The sequence below is a fragment of the Micromonospora sp. C28ISP2-4 genome (assembly GCF_030519385.1).
In the GTDB taxonomy this organism is placed as follows: Bacteria; Actinomycetota; Actinomycetes; order Mycobacteriales; family Micromonosporaceae; genus Micromonospora; species Micromonospora tulbaghiae.
Map to the genome: position 1 here is coordinate 77,402 of NZ_JAUMKG010000005.1, position 18,553 is coordinate 95,954.

The 18,553-nt window shown below is 69.4% G+C and carries 16 protein-coding genes; 10 read left to right on the top strand and 6 right to left on the bottom strand.

All coding sequences use genetic code 11. The annotated features are described in order from the left end of the window. The first annotated feature begins 3 nt into the window (after window positions 1-3). The 3 genes from Q3W68_RS19245 to Q3W68_RS19255 are packed head-to-tail and all read left to right on the top strand — an operon-like array spanning window position 4 to window position 3,178. On the top strand, window positions 4-1,176 hold the full coding sequence (locus tag Q3W68_RS19245) for an acyl-CoA dehydrogenase family protein (RefSeq protein WP_302906757.1): 1,173 nt from the start codon (window positions 4-6) through the stop codon (window positions 1,174-1,176). Further along, window positions 1,173-1,637: a MaoC family dehydratase gene (locus Q3W68_RS19250; protein WP_302906758.1), complete on the top strand. Its 465-nt coding sequence runs from the start codon at window positions 1,173-1,175 to the stop codon at window positions 1,635-1,637. The genes Q3W68_RS19245 and Q3W68_RS19250 overlap by 4 nt, the downstream gene beginning before the upstream one ends. Further along, on the top strand, window positions 1,634-3,178 hold the full coding sequence (locus tag Q3W68_RS19255; protein ID WP_302906759.1) for a long-chain fatty acid--CoA ligase: 1,545 nt from the start codon (window positions 1,634-1,636) through the stop codon (window positions 3,176-3,178). Before Q3W68_RS19250 ends, Q3W68_RS19255 begins: the two co-directional genes overlap by 4 nt. A 524-nt stretch (window positions 3,179-3,702) precedes the next feature. Here the strand turns inward: Q3W68_RS19255 and Q3W68_RS19260 are convergent. Genes Q3W68_RS19260 through Q3W68_RS19270 form a run of 3 tightly spaced genes read right to left on the bottom strand, consistent with a single transcriptional unit; the run spans window position 3,703 to window position 6,202 of the window. Beyond that, window positions 3,703-4,485 carry a hypothetical protein gene (locus tag Q3W68_RS19260; RefSeq protein ID WP_302906760.1) on the bottom strand — a complete coding sequence of 261 codons (783 nt, stop codon included), beginning with the start codon at window positions 4,483-4,485 and terminating at the stop codon, window positions 3,703-3,705. Further along, a complete protein-coding gene (locus Q3W68_RS19265; RefSeq protein ID WP_302906761.1) occupies window positions 4,482-5,051 on the bottom strand; it encodes an RNA polymerase sigma factor in 570 nt (189 codons plus the stop codon). The genes Q3W68_RS19260 and Q3W68_RS19265 overlap by 4 nt, the downstream gene beginning before the upstream one ends. Window positions 5,052-5,086: 35 nt before the next feature. Beyond that, window positions 5,087-6,202 carry an acyltransferase gene (locus tag Q3W68_RS19270; protein WP_302906762.1) on the bottom strand — a complete coding sequence of 372 codons (1,116 nt, stop codon included), beginning with the start codon at window positions 6,200-6,202 and terminating at the stop codon, window positions 5,087-5,089. Window positions 6,203-6,902: 700 nt separating this feature from the next. Here Q3W68_RS19270 and Q3W68_RS19275 point away from each other — a divergent pair. Continuing rightward, window positions 6,903-7,064 carry a hypothetical protein gene (locus Q3W68_RS19275; protein ID WP_302906763.1) on the top strand — a complete coding sequence of 54 codons (162 nt, stop codon included), beginning with the start codon at window positions 6,903-6,905 and terminating at the stop codon, window positions 7,062-7,064. Between the two features lie 478 nt (window positions 7,065-7,542). Continuing rightward, the gene (locus tag Q3W68_RS19280; RefSeq protein ID WP_302906764.1) at window positions 7,543-8,868 is read left to right on the top strand and encodes a polysaccharide pyruvyl transferase family protein; all 1,326 of its coding nucleotides are present in this window, start codon (window positions 7,543-7,545) and stop codon (window positions 8,866-8,868) included. A 256-nt stretch (window positions 8,869-9,124) separates the two neighbouring features. On the opposite strand, the gene Q3W68_RS19285 is transcribed toward Q3W68_RS19280, so the two are convergent. Both Q3W68_RS19285 and Q3W68_RS19290 read right to left on the bottom strand, forming a co-directional pair. Continuing rightward, complete coding sequence (locus Q3W68_RS19285; protein WP_302907142.1) at window positions 9,125-10,105, bottom strand: zinc-binding dehydrogenase; 981 nt, start codon at window positions 10,103-10,105, stop codon at window positions 9,125-9,127. A gap of 435 nt (window positions 10,106-10,540) precedes the next feature. Then, complete coding sequence (locus Q3W68_RS19290) at window positions 10,541-11,044, bottom strand: hypothetical protein (protein ID WP_302906765.1); 504 nt, start codon at window positions 11,042-11,044, stop codon at window positions 10,541-10,543. Between the two features lie 409 nt (window positions 11,045-11,453). On the opposite strand from Q3W68_RS19290, the gene Q3W68_RS19295 reads away from it, so the two are divergent. The 4 genes from Q3W68_RS19295 to Q3W68_RS19310 all read left to right on the top strand — a co-directional run bounded on the left by Q3W68_RS19295 (window position 11,454) and on the right by Q3W68_RS19310 (window position 15,196). After that, window positions 11,454-11,849 carry a hypothetical protein gene (locus Q3W68_RS19295; RefSeq protein ID WP_302906766.1) on the top strand — a complete coding sequence of 132 codons (396 nt, stop codon included), beginning with the start codon at window positions 11,454-11,456 and terminating at the stop codon, window positions 11,847-11,849. 199 nt (window positions 11,850-12,048) lie between these two features. Beyond that, the gene (locus Q3W68_RS19300; protein ID WP_302906767.1) at window positions 12,049-13,305 is read left to right on the top strand and encodes an ABC transporter substrate-binding protein; all 1,257 of its coding nucleotides are present in this window, start codon (window positions 12,049-12,051) and stop codon (window positions 13,303-13,305) included. A gap of 71 nt (window positions 13,306-13,376) precedes the next feature. Continuing rightward, entirely contained in the window at window positions 13,377-14,330 is a 954-nt protein-coding gene (locus Q3W68_RS19305; RefSeq protein ID WP_302907143.1) for a carbohydrate ABC transporter permease, read from the top strand. Next, window positions 14,327-15,196, top strand: coding sequence for a carbohydrate ABC transporter permease (locus Q3W68_RS19310; RefSeq protein WP_302906768.1), 870 nt, complete (start codon window positions 14,327-14,329; stop codon window positions 15,194-15,196). Before Q3W68_RS19305 ends, Q3W68_RS19310 begins: the two co-directional genes overlap by 4 nt. A 17-nt stretch (window positions 15,197-15,213) precedes the next feature. Here Q3W68_RS19310 and Q3W68_RS19315 read toward each other — a convergent pair whose 3' ends face one another. Next, window positions 15,214-16,743, bottom strand: a complete 1,530-nt coding sequence (locus Q3W68_RS19315) for a glycoside hydrolase family 43 protein (RefSeq protein WP_302906769.1) — start codon at window positions 16,741-16,743, stop codon at window positions 15,214-15,216. Window positions 16,744-16,856: 113 nt separating this feature from the next. Between Q3W68_RS19315 and Q3W68_RS19320 the strand changes: the two genes are divergently transcribed. After that, entirely contained in the window at window positions 16,857-18,515 is a 1,659-nt protein-coding gene (locus Q3W68_RS19320; RefSeq protein ID WP_302906770.1) for a CocE/NonD family hydrolase, read from the top strand. The last annotated feature ends 38 nt before the right edge of the window (window positions 18,516-18,553 follow it).

Here is an 18,553-nt window from a genome sequence, read left to right on the forward strand (position 1 = left end):
GACATGGACTTCGCGCTTTCCGACACCGAGCGGGCGATCCGCGACACCGCCCGCGACTTCATCACCAGGGAGGTCATGCCGCTGGAGCAGGAGCTGCTGCGGCGGGAACGGGCGCACCGGCCCGGACTGGAGTACAGCGAGCTGCGCGAGTTGCAGCTCAAGGCGCGCAAGTTCGGGTTCTGGGGGCTGGCCACCCCGGAGGAGTACGGCGGCATGGACCTGCCGGCCGTCACCCAGTCCCTGATCTGGACCGAACTCGGCCGCTCGTTCGTGCCGTTCCGGTTCGGCGGCGAGGCGGACAACATCCTGTTCCACGCCAATGAGGAGCAGAAGCGCGAGTACCTGGTCCCGACCATCGAGGGGGAGCGGCGCAGCTGCTTCGCGATCACCGAGCCCGGCGCCGGCTCCGACGCGGCCAACATCAAGCTCAGCGCCCGCCGCGACGGCGACGACTGGATCCTCAACGGCGAGAAGACCTTCATCACCGGCGGTCACGACGCCGACTTCGCCATCGTGATCGCGGTGACCGACCGGGAGAAGGGGGCCCGCCACGGCGGCGCCACCGCGTTCCTGGTGGACCGGTCGATGGGCTGGCGCTCGGAGTTCATCCAGACGATGGGCGAGGGTGGTCCCGCCTCGCTGGTCTTCGACGACGTCCGGGTGCCCGGGCGCAACATCCTCGGCGAGCCCGGGCAGGGCTTCAGCCTCGGCATGGAGTGGATCGGCAAGGGCCGTTACATTATCCCGTCGCACGCCGTCGGCATCGCCGAGCGGGCGTTGTCGATGGCCATCGACTACGCCAACACCCGGGAGACCTTCGGCGCGAAGATCGGCACCAACCAGGCCATCCAGTGGATGATCGCCGACTCGGAGACCGAGCTGGAGGCGGCCCGCTGGCTCATCCTGCGCGCCGCCTGGACCGTCGAGCAGGGCATGGACCCGCGGCACGCCTCCTCGATGGCGAAGCTTTACGGCGCGGGCATGGTCAACCGGGTGGTCGACCGCGTCCTGCAGATCCACGGCGGCATGGGCTACACCCGCGAGCTGCCGATCGAGCGCTGGTACCGGCAGGTCCGGCTCTACCGGATCTTCGAGGGCACCGACGAGATGCAGCGACTGATCATCTCCCGCGACCTGCTGCGCGGCTACACGAAGCTGGGAGGGCACCTGGCATGAGGGTCTTCGCGTCCATCGAGGACTTGGCCGAGGCGACCGGCGAGACCCTGGGCCCCGGCCCCTGGTTCCGGATCGACCAGCAACGGGTCGACCGGTTCGCCGACGCCACCGACGACCGCCAGTGGATCCACATCGACCCGCGACGGGCCGCGGCCGGCCCGTTCGGCGGCACCATCGCGCACGGCTACCTCACGTTGTCCCTGCTGCCGGCGCTGGCCGGTGGCCTTTACCGGGTCGAGGGGGTGGCCATGGGGGTCAACTACGGCCTCAACCGGGTGCGCTTCCCGGCCCCGCTCCGGGTCGGCAGCGCGGTCCGCGCCACCGCGACCCTGGCCGAGGTGTCACCCGTGGACGGCGGCGTGCAGGTGGTGACCGCGGTCACCGTGGAGAGCGACGTCGGCGGCAAGCCGGTCTGCGTCGCCGAGACGGTCAGCCGCCTGGTGCGGGGCGTGGCCCGATGACCGCGCTGTCGCTGGCCATGGTGCTGGCCGAGTCCGCCCGCCGGCACGCCGACACCGTCGCCGTGGTCGACGGCGACACCCGGGTGACGTACGCCGAGCTGTGGCTGGAGGCGCGCAGCTACGCCGCCGGGCTGCGCGAGCGGGGGATCGGCCCCGGCGACAAGGTGGCCCTGCTGGCCCCGAACGTGGTGGACTTCCCCCGGGTCTACTACGGGGCCCTCGCCGCCGGCGCGGTGCTCGTCCCGGTGCACCTGCTGCTGACCGTGGACGAAGCGGCGCACGTGCTGACCGACAGCGGCACGAAGCTGCTGGTGTGCCACAGCTCCCAGCTCGCCCTGGGCGCCGCCGCCGCGGCGGCGGCCGGCGTGCCGCTGGTGACCGTCGGGCCGGCGGCCGACGGCGCGGTCGCGCCCCGCCTGGAGGAGCTGAGCCACCCGCTGCCACCGCTGCCGTCGTACGTCACCCGGTCGGCGGAGGACCCGGCGGTGGTGCTCTACACCAGCGGCACCACCGGGGTGCCCAAGGGCGCCGTGCTCACCCACCTCAACCTGGTCATGAACGCCACCGTGAACGTCTTCGACGCCAACGACGCGCGCAGGACGGACGTAGTGCTCGGCTGCCTGCCGCTGTTCCACAGCTTCGGCCAGACGGTGGCGATGAACGGCTCCTTCCGGATCGGCGCGACGCTGGTGCTGCTGAGCCGGTTCACCGGGCCGGCCGCCATCGACCTGATGCTGCGTGAGGGGGTGGACGTCTTCCACGGCGTGCCCACCATGTACGTGGCGCTGCTCGACGCCGCCCGGGACCGGGACGACCTGCCCCGGCTGCGGCTCTGCGTCTCCGGCGGGGCGTCGCTGCCGGTGGCCGTGCTGGAACGGTTCCACGCCGCCTTCCAGACGACGGTCTTCGAAGGGTACGGGCTCTCCGAGACCTCACCCACCGCCACCACCAACCAGCCGCACTTCGGCACCCGCGCCGGGACCATCGGGCACCCGGTCTGGGGCGTGGAGGTGGAGATCGCCCGCGCGGAGGTGGACGAGCGGATCGAGCTGCTGCCGACCGGAGAGCTCGGCGAGATCGTCATCCGGGGGCACAACGTCTTCGCCGGTTACCTGGGGCGGCCCGAGGCGACCGCGGAGGCGGTGGTGGACGGCTGGTTCCGTAGCGGTGACCTGGGACGCAAGGACGCCGACGGGTTCATCACCATCATCGACCGGAAGAAGGACATGATCATCCGAGGTGGCTTCAACGTCTACCCACGCGAGGTGGAGGAGGTCCTTGCCGGGCACCCGGCGGTCGGCCAGGTGGCGGTGATCGGGGTGCCCGACCCGCGTCACGGCGAGGAGGTCTGCGCGGTGGTGGTGGCGGACCCGGCCGGCCCGGGCCTGCCCGACGAGCAGGAGATGATCGACTGGTCGCGGGAGCATCTGGGCCGGCACAAGTACCCGCGGCAGGTCCGGTATGTCGACGACCTGCCGCTCGGGCCGAGCCACAAGGTGCTCAAGCGGGAACTGCGTCGCCGGTTCGCCCCGCCCGACTGACCACCGCCCGCCGTCCGCTGCCACCCGCCCAGGCCGCGGCCCTCGTCGCGCTCACCGCGCATCGAGGGCCGCTTCCTCCGGCTGTCGCGGCGGCGAGCGTCGCCCGTCGTCGTGCTCGGCGGGCGGTCCCGGCGGTGGCGTCGAAGCGGGCACCCCCGGGTGACGATCGTGCTGACCGAGGACGGGCTGCCGCAAGTCCGGTCGGCACACGATCTATGAAGCTGACGGGGAGCCACAGCCAGGGGGCGGGGGCCGGCGCGCCCGGCACCAGCCGGCCCACATGGCCTCGGTGTGCAGCAGTGCCTCGTTGAATCGGCCGGTCAGCGCGAGGGCAGGGATCAGCTTGCTCGCCGAGGTAGGTCAGGGAGGCTCGGCGACAACGTCAAGCGCCTGCAGGGCCGCTGACCGGCGACGGTGCGAGGGCGTGCCGCAAGCCGGCCTCCCGGCCGGCGGTAGGCGCTTCCGGCGATGCGGAAGAAAGGTGTGCCGGTGACTGTCGGAGGGTGGGGCCTGCCGACCCCCTCTCAGTCCAGCTTCGGTTGTTCGTACAGTTCGCGGGCGGACAGGTTCACCGCGCTGCCGTCTGCGAGGCGGACGGTCAGTGTGGTGACGTTGCTGCTCGACTCGTCGCGGCCCTCGGGGTACCAGGCGCCGAAGTAACCGTCGCGAACGGTTGCCCGCGCCGTCCGTGACAGATCGCCATCCTTGGTCCGCAAGTTGATCTCCACACTCGTCACCTGTGAGCCGACGTGTCCCGCCATGATCCGGACGTAGCCTTCGTCGGTGCGTAGTTGGCCCCACGAGTACATCTCGACACCCCCGGCGCCGAGCCGCTCGGTGCTGGTCAGCACGGTGAGGATGCTGGTATTCGTCACGTCTCCGTGGCGATCGCGGAAGCACGTCTGGCTTCCAGCCGGCGACACGGCGTTCACGTATGCGTACTCCCCGCGTTTTTCACCGATGACCACCCTTGCGACGCTCGCGTCCTGGGCGGGCAGGCATTTGCTGACGAGGTCGCGTGCCTCGGCATCCGAGATCGGACTCGGCTCGGGCGTCCACGACGCAAACGCGGGACCAGCGTTGACAAGTGTCAGGGTGAACGCGACAGCGGCGGCGAGCGCTCCGGCCGCGCCGGCGATCACCAGGCGAGGCCGGCGGTGCGGTGTGCGCGCTGGTGCTGGGCGTGGTCGCCGATCAGTGGCGACGATCCGCTCGAGCAGTTCTCGCGCGGGTTCCTGCCCGACGCGTGCGGGCACCGGGACCGCGGCGGCGCGGATCGTCTGGTCGAGGACATCGTCGTCGGTCATGCGGAGCCTCCGCGTCGTGAAGGGCCGGCCGGTGCAGGGACGTTTGTGGGTTCGCTGTTCGGCCGCTGACCAAGATGCTGACGCAGTCGGCGGCGGGCGCGCAGCAGGCGCAGACTGAACGCGGGCCGGGAAATGCCCAGTACCTGTGCTGCCTGCGGTCCGGTGAGGTCTTCGATCGCGGTCAGCGTCAGCACTTCCTGATCGGCGGATGACAGGCGTTGCCAAGCCTTCACCAGGTCGATGCGGGTAGCGGCGAGGTCGGCCTCGGCGCTGCTCCGAGCATCGGGTTCCCGTAGGACGCGAAGCGCGAGGCTCTGCTGCCGCTGGTCGCTGCGCTGCCGATTGTGCAGAACATTGCGGGCGACGGTGAACAGCCAGGCGCGGGCCTCGCCGAGTGATTTCGGTACTTCGTCCAAGCGGCGCCACGCTACCAAGAACGTCTCGGCGACCACGTCTTCGGCAACGGCGAGGTGAGCACGGCGTTCGACGAAGAGCAGCAAATCGTCATACGCGGCCTCGAACAGCTCGCGGAAGGCGGAATCGGCATCCGCGGTCCTGGGATCCACGCTCTCCCTCGTGTTCGGCGCGTTGCGTCTGATGGTCATTGTCGTCGCCGGCCCAACACGAAGCCGCGGATCACGGGTGCGAGTGGGCGCTCGACGAAGCGATGGACAAGCCACGCTGCCGCCAGCAGCCCGAACACGGTGCCGCCGATCAGTACCGACGGGGGGAGGTGGGTTTCCTCGTACACGTTGCGGATCACGCTGTATCCGATGCGCGGGTGCAAAAGGTAGAAGGGGTAGCTGAGTGCACCCGCGGTGGCCAGCCAGAGCATCTTTACCCGGTCGGTGTAGCCGAGCGCGATGACGAGCATCAAAAGGTACACCCCGGTGAGCAGCACCGGTGCCGGCCAGACGGGCACCTCGAAGCCGGGCTTCAACTCCAGGGTCCGCTCGTGCACGCGCTGCAGGCTGACCAGCCACGCGGCGAGTAGCAGCACCCACAGCCATCGATCGGATCGGTTGCGGCGAAGCAGGAACAGGGTAATTCCGGCGACGAAGTACGGCGCGAAATCGGACATCACGACCTCGTCCAGGGCGGCACCCCGGAAAACGGGCATGATCACGGCGACGGCCAGCCACACGGCAGCGAATATTTTTGCCCCCCGGTCGGTCAGCTTGGCCGCAAGAATGCACGCCGCGATCAGATAGAACCGGAGCTCGATCCAGAGGGTCCAGTACACGGTGTCGACAAGCGGCGTGTTGAGGGGCTCCGCCAACATGGTCAGGTTGACCAGCACGCCCCACCCGTCCGGCGGAGGTGGGAAAGGCAGCCCGCCGCTGATCGGCAGCACTGTCGTTACGGCTGTCGTGGTCAGCACACACACCCAGAACGCCGGATAGAGTCGCGCGGCGCGGGAGGCAGCGAACTCGCGAACGGTGCGCCCCCAGCCGCTCATGAGGATGACGAATCCGCTGATCAGAAAGAACGTCTCGACTCCGAGGAAGCCATAGATCAGCACCGGTGCCGCGTCCGGCAGGAAGTATGCCGGCGGGCGCACCCCGTCCAACCTCCATGAGTCGCCGAAGTGGTACCCGGCCACCGCAAGAGCACAGATCAGCCGCAACCCGTCCAGCACGTACAACCGTGGCGCCTGCCCGGGAGGGCTGCTGACGGGCGACGGCGTCGGCGCGCGGTCGAGCAACGCGGTCGTCATGCTCCGCTCCTGTCCTGGATACACGACTGCATCCAGGACAGACATGTGCAGCACCACGTCAAGTGCTACAGGTGATCACCGTCACCATCCTCTGACGAAGCCGGGCCGGTGTCGCGAACCACAACCCGGTCCCGCTGCGACAGGTAGGCATGACCGCCCACGACGACGCCGAACTCGTGGCCCCTGACCGCAGGTGGCGACCGGAACGCGTTCGAGGCGTTCCACCGCCGGCAACGCGGACGTGACCGCCGCGGGGAGGACGTCCCTTTCGTCGTTCCGGGGACCAAGATCAGTCACGTTGCAGCTGGCTAACGCTGCTTGACCGCTGGTCGAGCCATGTGGCCGCGGCCGTTGAGCGGCGCTCTTTCGAACTGACGGCGTCCCTGAGGCGTGCGGGAGCTCAGAAGGACGGTCGCAAGCTCAGTTGACGGTCGGCCCAGTCCATCCGCTGATTCTGACGGTGTGTGCGGCTGTACAGCCATCCGTACAGCCAAGCCGGTCGACGTACCCGGCGGAGGCCGGCGGGACGAGTAGTTCAGCAACGGTCATCGAGGTCGGCAGACAGCCGCCTTGATCTCACAGTCCCTCGGTATCGGGGTTCGAGTCCCGCTCGCGGCCGCAGCGGGCGTTGGCGGGCCTGGCGACGTTGTGTTGGTGCGGCGCGGCATACGGCGGTCGGGTTGTCTTTCTCGGCCGCAACATGGTCGAGGGCCTGCTGAGCTTCGTCGGACTCCTCTGGCTCGCCGCGTTCGAGATGTTCGCGTTGCTGTTCACCGTCACCACGGCCTTTGAACTGCGCCGGCGCAACTCGCCTCGTGCCGCCCTGGCGACCGGGCTGGTCGCAGTCGCCGGGTGGTCGTGACGATCGTGTTCGTGCTCTGGGTCGCAACGGCGACAAGCCAGACGGGCCCGTAGCGAGGGTCGACGCGCAGGTCCAGCGAGGCATCGTTTCCTTCCGGCGGTCACCCGCTGCTGCTCGGGTCGCTGCCGAGCCGTTCGAGGATGCCGGACACGTCTGGGGCTTGTACCGGCTCGGTGATGTAGTCGGTGACGGTTGACGTCGAGGTCGAACGCCACGGCTCGTTCGCCCAGGCGCTCCACCGCTGGGACGCGTTCAGCCCAGGCGGACGGCAGGCCAGGTACGCGGCGAGGATGTGGTCGACGCCCTGGCTGTTGCCCCGCCGACCTTCGGGCCGACGTGGCGGCCGCCAGTGGGATCCGGACCGACGTGGAGACGGTAGGATTTCGGCTCCTGCACGGAACGGGCCGTGTTCGGCCGGTCGCGCCGATTCGGCCTCGCCGGGCGCCGTGGCGTCCGGGACGAAGGGTGGACACCCCGGATGCACCAGCGGATCCTGCTGCGAGCCCGCAAGGGCCCGTTCGACGTCTACACCGCCGAGGAGACCTACGAGCGGGACTGGATCGGCAAGAACACCGGCAACCTGGTCTTCAGCCACGCCGCGCACAAGCTTCTGGCCACCCGGGCGGCAGAGATCACCCCGTCGCGGTTCCGGGCGGACCCGCGCGATGCCGACGAGATCAACGAGAAGTACGACGTCTTCGTGATCCCGTTGGCCAACGCGTTTCGCCACGACTACGCGAACCGGCTGATGTCGATGACCCGGCTGATCGAGCGGCTCAAGATCCCGGTGGTGGTGCTCGGGGTCGGGGCGCAGACCGACGTGGACGGGGACCTGGAGTACCTGCGCCCGATCGACGAGCCGGTGAAGGCGTTCTGCCGGGCGGTGCTGGACCGGTCGCACAGCATCGGCGTACGCGGCGAGATCAGCGAGACCTACCTGCGTACGCTGGGTTTCTCCGCTGTCGAGCAGATCGGCTGTCCGTCGATGTTCCTGCACGGCGACAGCTTCCGGGTCGAGAAGGCGAAGGCGACCCTGGGCACCGGGGATCGGCTCGCGTTCGTCATCTCGCCATACGTCCGCGCGTTGGCCCCGATCGTCCGCCGCCACCACCAGCGCTACCCGAACCTGCGCTACCTTGCGCAGGGCCTGTACACCCTCGGCACCCTGCTCTACGGCGACGCACCGAATTTGCGCGGCAAGACCGACGACATGCCGATCCACACCTCACACCCGCTCTTCGTCGAGGACAAGGTGCGGATGTTCGTGGACCCGTGGCCCTGGATGGAGTATCTCTCCGGATTCGACTTCGCCTTCGGCACCCGGATCCACGGCACCATCACGGCGCTGATCTCCGGCACTCCCGGGTATCTCCTCGCACACGACTCGCGCACCCTGGAACTGGCCCGCTACTTCGACATCCCGCACCGGTTGATGCGCGACGTACCGGCCGACGTCGATGCCGCCCAACTCTACGAGGAAGCCGACTACGCGGCCCTGAACGAGGGCCACAAGGAGCGCTTCGCGCGCATCACCGCCTTCCTCGCCAAGCACGACCTCGGCCTTTCGTTCGCCGACGGGGACAGCGCCACCCGCTTCGACGAGCAGGTCCGCCAGACCGTCTACCCGCAGGCGGTCCGGCCAGCCTCCGCCCACACCACCGACGAACTGCTGGCGCGCATGCAGTGGCTGCGGGACGAGAACCGGACGCTGCAGCAGAAACTCAAGGCACACCGCGCGCAGCCACTGCGCGAGCAGGTCAAGCAGGCGGTGGGCGGCCGGGTCCGCCGGATGCTGTCGCGCTGACCGGCGTACGCCTGTTCGGCAGCGGAGTAGCCGGCGCGGCGACGGTGCCCGGCCCGGTGCCGACGACGATCCCTCACCGTCCGGCCCACCGTGACCGTTCGTGTACGTCGAAGGGCCGTTGTCGACAGTGGAAAGCAAGACCTGCTGATCTCTGGCAGAGCGGGCGGGGGCACGATGATCCGCAGGCGATGCAGCGGCTGCTGCGCACAGCGGTGTGGGACGCCGAGTTCCATGCGCCGTCGGCGACGACGACAAGTCAGCTGGCCGTTCGGCCGCCGACCAACAACAGGGACTTGCCCACCGTTGTACGTGCGGCAAGTGCACGGTGGGCATCGGCGGCCTGCTCCAACGGGTAGGCGGCGCCGATCGCCGGCCGCAGCCGTCCCTCCGCAGCCCGTTCCAGCGCACGACCCAGCAGTTCGCGCACGGTTTCCCGGTTCGGGGGACCATCCAGTAGCGGAGCGAGCACCCGTATGCCGCGGCGCGCGGCCGACTCCGGGTCCGGTGCGGCGAACCCGTCGGCGGTGCCGTAGGTGACGAACCGGCCGCCGTCGGCCACCGCGCCCAAGGCGGCCGTGCCGAGCGGGCCACCCGCCCCGTCGTAGACCAACGCCGCACCGCCACCGGTCGCCTGCCGCACCCGGCGGATCCAGTCCGACCGCGTGTAATCGACGGTAGCCTCCGCGCCCAGCTCGCGGGCCAGTGCCAGTTTGACGTCGCTGGATGCGGCGGCGACCACCCGGGCACCGGCATCGACGGCCAACTGCACCAGCAGCGAGCCGGCTCCACCGGCAGCCGCTGAGACCAGCACCCATTCTCCCTTCTCCGGCCTGCCCAGCCGGTCCAGGCTGAGCGCGGTCACGCCGTCGTGCACCAGCGCGGCCGCCACCTCGATGGCCAGTCCGTCGGGCACCGGCATGGTCTCCTCGACGTCCGCGACGATCCGTTCGGCGTAACCGGTGCTGGTCCGTACGACCACACGGCGACCGATCCATGCCGGGTCCACCCCTTCGCCGGTCTCCACCACCGTGCCCGCTCCTCCGCCACCCGGCACGTACGGCAACGTCCGCGGGAAGAAGTCCTGGCCCCAGCCGCTGCGCAGCAGGGTGTCGAGGAGAATGACGTCTGCCGCAGCCATACCGACGACGACCTGGCCGGGTTCGGGTACCGGGTCGGGCAGTTCCGTGGGACACAGCACCTCCGGACCACCGAACACGGCCACCTGGATTGCGCGCATATGTAGCAGCACCCCTTGAATGAGACAGCGTCCCGGCCAGTGTTCAAGCTGAAGCTTGGTTGAGGTCAAGGCACGTGCTGAGGCAGCGATGACCCAGGTCACCACTACCAATTGATTCCGTGCGTTCTCTCGGTGCGATTCGGTCGCTACCTGCTTCCGAGGTACCGGATGGTCTGATCGGGGCACACGCGCGAGACATCAGGCGGCGTCCTCCGCACCGGCGGCCGTTCGTAGCGCGACAACCAGACTTCAAGAGCGGTGTTCACGCGCTGCGGCCTACGCGGTGATGTGCTGCCGCGGCAACGAGACGCCGGCGCAAGCCGAGATGGTCCCGGCGGCACCGCGAAATGCAGCACGAGTCGTTGAGGGGCCAAGATCGGATGCACGGAACCGCCGCGAGTTCCTTGGCGTGGCCTGCCGTTGCCGGACCCGGCATCACCGTGAGTACTCGGCATGCAGTTCGGCGTGCGGCCGGCGTCGGTCGGGGTGGCGGCGGGGTCTGCCCATGCCGATCTCGGCGCAGCAGTGCGTGCCTGGGACGCGAGCGCGATGGGCGGGGCACTCCTCGGCCAAGGCGCGGACCTGGTCGGCTTCCAACTCGAACGCCTCGCGGCTGCCGGTGAGCACCAACGTGTCGGCGGCGATGTCCCACCGCAGATGATCGCGGAACTCTTGATGCCGGACTCGCCGGTGATCATGGGTCGACCGCGCCGGCCACGCCTGACCGGGTAGGACGACGGTGTGTGGCCGACCGGTCCCCAACCGGGAACGGACCTGCTTCCACCGCGACGGCGGGAACGCGAGGCGGTGATGCAGCAGCACCAGGTCGAGCGGTCGCCCCCAACCGTGATGGTCAGGAAGTGTCGCGCGGCGTAGAGGAAGATAGAGGATCGTGTGCGGCGACCGGGCAGCCAGCCCCCACGCCAGCGCGAGCAGCATCGCTGTTTCCTTGTCGAGGCAGAACTGGGCGCCAAGACGGCCCTCGTACAGACCGGCGAACCCCGGCGGCCTTGCCGGCCGGATGACCCGGTGCCGATGGCGCCCGAGGTGGACGGTACTGACCATCACCGGCCATTCGTGTCCGCCCAACCGTCGACCCACTCCAGCAACACCCTTCAACCCTCGTCGTATCACCGTCCGGCAAGCATTGTCGCCGGACCCGGCACGACGCGGCGACAGAGTTACCTGACGGCGGGGAGCCCGACTCGGGACCGAGTACGCTCTCAGGCCGCTTCGCCATCCTCAAGGCGATTCCTGCATTCCCTGCGGGGATTCCGTCCTACTGGTGGCAGCGCGACTCAGCCAGGGCGGACAGGGAAGGGCTCGATCATGAAGATCGTCGTCATCGGTGGCCCCGGAGCAGTTCCCCCTCGACGAACTGGGACGGTCCGCCCTGGCGGCCCGGCACGATCCTCGTTCGGTGGTGAGTGACCCCGACGCCCGCTATTTCGGTGCCGCGCTGTCCGAACGCTCGGTCGTCCCCGCCGACGGCGCCCGCATCGCCGGCACCCGCCTCGACGACTGGCGAACGCGGGCGGCCCACGGCCGGCAGACGCGCCGCCTCAGCCCGAAACGCGCCGCTGCGATCGGCGTCAGGCCGCTGTCCGGGCGTGGACGAGAGGGTCGCCGACGGCCTCCTTCTGAGAGGGTCGCGCCACCGGCTCCGAAACTTTCGGCGCTCGTCGGTCGGAAATCCACCCTGCCGTCCGGCGCTCTTGCTGGCAGCGAGGTCATTGACGGATGACGGGGCAGTTAGTAGCCTCAGCGCACAAAATCATGGCATGTAAATATCTCGATAAGTTTCGGAGGCGACGAGGGCACCGACGACGGGACAACGACTGACCCGTCGGTGAGGCCACTCGCCGGATTCCGCCTGCGCGCCCGCGCCGGCGAGAACGCGCCACCCCACCGCCGCCGCCCACGATCACACCGCTGGAGGGCCGTTGAAACGCGTCCGGACCACCGCAGCCGTCATCGCCGCCGTCGCGCTCCTCCTTGCCGGTTGTGGGGGATCAGACGGCGAATCCGACTCGAAGACCTTCGAGTTCTGGTCGTTCGCCAACATCAACCAGAAGGCCGACGTCGACGTCTACACGAAGGCGCACCCGGATGTGCGCGTCAAGCTCACCGAGGTGGGCACCACGACCGAGACCGCGCAGGCGCTCACCGCCGCGCTGGCCGGTGGCAAGGTGCCCGACCTGGTGCTCATCCAGGCCGACGACCTGCCGAAGTTCATGCAGTCCCCGGACAACTTCGTCGACCTCACCACGCTGGGCGCGAACGACATCAAGGGCAACTACCTCGACTGGGTGATGGCGCAGTCGACGACCAAGGACGGCAAGATCATCGGCGTGCCGACCGACGTCGGCGGCTTGGCGGTGGCCTACCGTACCGACCTGTTCAAGGCGGCCGGCCTGCCCACCGACCGGGACGAGGTCTCCAAGCTCTGGCCGACGTGGGACGAGTTCATCAACGTCGGTAAGCAGTACGTCCAGAAGACCGGGAAACCGTTCGTGGACAACACGCCGACCAGCGTCTTCTTCCAGGCGGTCAACCAGGGCAGCCAGCGCTACTACAGCGCCGACCGCCAGCTGGACTACGACAACGAACAGGTCAAGGCGGCGTTCGACGTGACGCTGAAGGCCTTCAACGCAGGCATCTCCGCCAAGCAGGGGTCGTTCTCGTCCGGCTGGACCGCGGCCATGAAGAAGGGCGACTACGCGGTGGTGTGCTCACCGTCCTGGATGCTCAGCCAGATGAAGACCAACGCCCCCGAGACGAACGGTAAGTGGGACATCGCCACCATTCCCGGTGGCTCGGGGAACTGGGGCGGCAGCTTCCTCGCCATCCCCAAGCGCGCCAAGAACGCGAAGGCGGCGTGGAACTACATCTCCGAGATGCAGTCGCCGAAGGGCCAGCTGGACCACTTCCTGATGCAGGGCTCGCTGCCCACCACCCCGTCGGTCTACACGGACCCGAAGTTGGTCGGCAAGACCGACCCGTTCTTCAGCAACGCGCCGATCGGCAAGATCTACACCCAGTCGGTGCTGGGGATCAAGCCCTTCTACTTCGGCCCGCAGGACGGTCCCATCGGCACCGAGTTCCTCAACACGCTCACCAGCGTCGAGCAGGGCAAGGTGAATCCGGCAAACGCCTGGGACACCGCGCTGACAAACGTCAAGAACGCCGTACGCGAATGACGGAGGGCTGATGTGCGGCGGCCGGGTACCGCCCGGCCGCCGCGCATCGGGAGGGTGACGCTTTGACCACCATGCTCGGCCCGGCCCCGGTCCCACCGGACGTCCGCAGGCCCGCTCGCAACCGGCGGATCCGGCAGGGCGTACGGGAGTTCCTGGCGCCGTACGCGTACATCTCGCCGTTCTTCGTGCTGTTCCTGATCTTCGGTCTCTTCCCGTTGCTGTTCACCTTCTACATCTCCCTGTTCGACTGGGATCCCATCGGTGAGCACCGCTTCGTCGGGCTGGACAACTTCTCCGGACTCCTGCACGACCCGCGCTTCTGGGGGGCGTTGCGGAACACGTTCAGCATCTGGGTGCTGTCGACGGTGCCGCAGCTGCTCCTGGCGCTCGGCCTGGCGCACCTGCTCAACCACGCGCGGCTGCGGCTGGCCGCGTTGTTCCGGATGTCGGTGCTCGTCCCCTACGTCACCTCGGTGGCGGCCACGACCATCGTCTTCGCCCAGATGTTCGACCGCGACTACGGCATGATCAACTGGTTCCTCGGGCTGCTGGGCTTCGACCACATCGACTTCACGGCGTCGCTGTGGGGCAGTCACATCATGATCGCGACGATGATCGCCTGGCGCTGGACCGGATACAACACGCTGCTGTACCTCGCCGCGCTGCAGGCGGTTCCCCGGGAACTGTACGAGGCCGCCGCCGCCGACGGTGCGAACGGCTGGAAGCAGTTCCTGCACATCAGCATCCCCTCGTTGCGGCCGATCATCGCGTTCACAGTCGTGACGTCGACCATCGGCGGGCTGCAGGTCTTCACCGAGCCGCTGCTGGCCAACCCGGTCGGTGGGCTCACGTGCGGGGCGGCACGGCAGTGCCAGACCGTCACCCTCTACCTCTACGAGCAGTCCTTCGGGCAGTTCCACTTCGGCTACGGCGCGGCGGTCGGCGTCGCGCTCTTCGTCATCGTGGTGGCCTTCTCCGGACTCAACTACCTGCTGACCACCCGAATCCGTTCGGAGCGCCCATGAAGCCCGTACCCCCGAGCGCCAGGCCCAGGCGGGCCAGGCGGCGCCAGGCCAACCGCGTCCCGATCCCGGTGTACGCGCTGCTCACCCTCATGGCGCTCGTCAGCGTCTTTCCGCTCTACTGGATGTTCGTGGTGGCGACGACGGACTCCGCCACCGCGACGAGTCTCCCTCCGACCCTCACACCCGGTGGCAACTTCCTGCACCTGGCGGAGCTTGTCTTCACCATCGTGCCGTTCGTGCAGTCCCTGCTGAACAGCCTGATCGTCGCCGGCACGATCGCCGTGGGCCAGGCGGTGCTCTGCGCGTTGGCCGGCTTCGCCTTCGCCAAGCTGTCCTTCCCCGGCCGCAACACGCTGTTCCTCATCGTGGTGCTCACCATGACGGTGCCGGCGCAGTTGGCAGTGGTGCCGCAGTATCTGATCATCTCGCAGTTGAACTGGGTGGACAGTCTTCAGGCGGTGATCGTTCCCGGGCTGGTCAGCGCGTTCGGCATCTTCTGGATGCGCCAGCACATCGGCAGCACCATCGACGACGAGCTGATGCAGGCGGCGCGGGTGGACGGCGCGACCACCTGGCAGATCTTCTGGCGGATCGCCTTCCCGCTGGTCCGCCCGGCGGCGTACGTGCTGGGGCTGTTCACGTTCGTCTACGCGTGGAACGACTTCCTGTGGCCGTTCATCGTCTTGAAGTCGCCGGAGAACTACACCGTCCAGATCGCCATCAAGGCACTGCAGCAGAACCGGGACATCGATCTGGGCCTGGCGATGTCCGGCTCCTTCCTGGCCACCATTCCGCTGCTGGTGTTGTTCGTCTTCGTCGGGCGCCGCCTGGTGCAGGGCATCATGGAAGGCGCGTTCAAGGGGTGAGGTCCGGTGCCGTCCTGTCATCCGGCCGGCCGATAGTCGAACCAGTCGAACCCGGCGGTTCCCTCGGTGACGTACATGCCGATGACCCGGCCGGTGAACCCGGAGGCGACCTCGGTGGACAGGTATCGCCCGTCGAGTTCCGCCAGACACGACCAGCCGTCCCCGGTCTCGACCTCGAAGCTGATCGTGTCGCTGCCGGCGGCCGTGACGCCCACGAGGCCCGCCTGCGCCAGGGTGTCGGAGGAGGTGACCGTCGGGGGCAGCACGTCGGAGGTCCGGACGCTCAGTGCCACGGTCACCGCCCCCGCCGGCACCTGACATTCCCCGAACACCTGACGGAACGGCCCGACCCGGCCGATGACCCGGGCCCGTCCCCGCACGAGTTCCAGGTCGTAGTGATGGGCCTCGTCGATCCTGATCGTCAGGCCGCATCGGCCGGAGCCGGGGTCGATGCGGGCGCTGACGCGGCAGTCGTGGTGCTGCTGGCGGCGGCCGACGACTGTGGCGCCACTGCGGTCGAGGCTGTCGCCGGTCGCGTGCAGGGTCAGCCAGCCGGGCCGCTCGGTCAGCGACCAGGCCGAGGCGGGCCGGTCACGAGGAGAGATCCACTGAACGCCCAGCCGCTCGTCGTCGAAGTCGTCCCGGTCGTCCCACCCGCCCGTCCCCGCCGGGCCGGTCCCGGACGAGACGGGATCGACCACCGGCCACCCGTCGACCCAGCGCACCGGCACCAGGAACGTCTCCCGCCCCAGTACGTGGTAGGGCGGCCACTGGCCCCTGGGCCGGATGCCCAGCAGGACCATCCACCAGCTGCCGTCGGCGGCCTCGACCATGTCGGCATGTCCGGTCGCCTGCACCGGCCGGTCGGTGCCGCGATGCGTCAGGATCGGATTGGCCGGCCCGGGCTGGAACGGCCCGCGCGGCGAGCGCGCGCGGGCGACGCTCACCGCGTGGCCGGTGTGGGTGCCGCCCTCCGAGACGAGCAGGTACCACCAGTCGCCGACCCGGTACAGATGCGGTGCCTCGGGGTACTGGCCACCCGTTCCCGACCACATCGGCACCGGGCCCTCGAAGACCTCTCCCGTGCACGGGTCGATCCGGTACGACTCGACGCCGGACACCGTCATCCAGCAGTTGCCGTCGTCGTCCCACGCCAGCGACGGGTCCACGTGGGGCAGGTCCAGGTAGACCGGATCCGACCACGGGCCGGCGGGATCGGTCGCCGTGACGATCAGGTGCCGGTCGAGCGTGACGTTCGTCGTGACAACCCAGAACCGGCCGTCGTGGTGGCGGATCGTCGGCGCGTAGATGCCCCGCGAGGCGAGCGTGTCGGCGGGCAACCGGAGTTGACCGGGGCGGTCGAGCACGTTGCCGATCTGCCGCCAGCTGAACAGGTCGCGACTGTGGAAGATCGGAACACCGGGCGTGTACTCGAAGCTGGAGCACACGAGGTAGTAGTCCGCACCGGCGCGGCAGATGCTCGGATCGGGCCAGAAACCCGGGAGGATCGGGTTGCGGTAGCCACCGTCCGCGGGCTCCGGTTCCATGTCCGCTCCTCCTCGTACGATCGGCCTCTCATGAGTGTCGATGTCGCGAACCACCTCGGGCAAGCCGCGAGCGCACTGCGCTGCGACCGGGGCTGCGGAACCGGGGACGGGTGATGACGAGCCTGCGTCGCCGCCTGCCCAGCCGGCTCCGGCGCGCCCGCCGCCGGCCGTACCCCTTCACCGTGCGGCGCGGGCTGCGCGTGCCGATGGACGACGGCGTCGAGCTGATCGCCGACCTCTACCTGCCGGCCGGCCCGGTGGAACCGCCGCTGCCCACGATCGTCGTCCGCTCGCCGTACGGCCGCCACGGCTCGCTCACAGGCGCGCCGACGCTGGCCGGCGAGGGGTTCACCGTGCTGGTGCAGAGCTGCCGCGGTACGGGTGGCTCCGGTGGCAGCTTCCGGCCGCAGCTCGACGAGCAGCGCGACGGCATGGCCACCCACAGGTGGGTACGCCGACAGCAGTGGTTCACCGGCACTGTCGCGACGTACGGGGAGAGCTACCTCGGCTACACCCAGTGGGCCGTGGCGGGGCGGATGTGCCGGGACGATCCCGGGAACGCCCCCGATGCCCTGTGCCTGAACGTCACGATGGCCGACTTCGGCGCGGTCACCTGGACCAACGGCGCCTTCTCGCTGGGCGGCTCGCTCGGCTGGTCGCGCCTGATGGCTCTGCGGGGCATGCGCGGCGCCCTGATCAGGGCGCGGCTCGCCCGGCGGCCGGACCGGAAGCTGGCCGAGGCGTTCGACGTCCTGCCCCTGTCCCGCGGCGACACGGCGGCGGCGGGCCACCCGATCAGCTGGTATCAGGACTGGCTGGCCCACGAGAGGCTCACCGACGCCTACTGGACCCGTCAGTCGCACACCGCGTCGGTGCCCGACGTCACCGCACCCATGTACATGGCCACCGGCTGGTACGACATCTTCCTTCCCTGGCAGCTGCGCAACTACGCCCAGCTCGCCGCGGCCGGTCGCCCGCCGTGGCTCACGATCGGCCCGTGGGGCCACAGCGGCGAGCAGAGCCCGTTCCTCACCGAGTCGATCGCGTTCCTCAAGGAACACTTCGCCGGTACGCCGGCGGCCCGGCCGGCGCGCGTGCGCGCCTTCCTCACCGGCGCGGAGCAGTGGCGCGACCTGCCCGCGTGGCCGCCGCCGGGCACCGCCGCGCAGCTGTGGTACCTGCACCCGGACGGGCTGCTCGACCCCGCCGCTCCCGACGGGGGCGGCACCCGCTACACATACGATCCGGACCGGCCCACGCCCGCACTCGGTGGTCCCGGCCTGGGCCCGTCCTCCGGGCCGGTCGACAACAGCGCCCACGAACGCCGTACGGACGTGGCGGTCTTCCGCAGTCCACCGCTGGGCCATCCTGTCGTCCTCGCCGGGGAGCCGGTCGCCCGTCTCCGGTTCCGCTCGACGGCAGCCAGCGCGGACGTGTTCATCCGGATCTGCGACGTGCACCCCGACGGCCGCTCGATGACCGTGTGTGACGGCATCCGCCGCATCGGCGGCGTCGGCACGGCGGCTACCGACCCGCGGCCCGACGAGGACGGTTACGTCGAGCTGGACGTGCCGCTGTGGCCGGCGTTCCACCGCTTCGCGGCCGGCCACCGCGTCGCCGTGCAGGTCAGCTCCGGAGCGCATCCGCGCTACGCCCGCAATCCCGGCACCGGTGAACCTGCCGCCACCGCGACCACCACCGTACGGGCGCAGCAGGAGATCTCCCACGACGGCGCCCACCCGTCCCGGATCGACCTGCCGGTGTGGACGTGAACGGGCGCGAACGCACCGGCCGCTGCGCCGAAGGCATC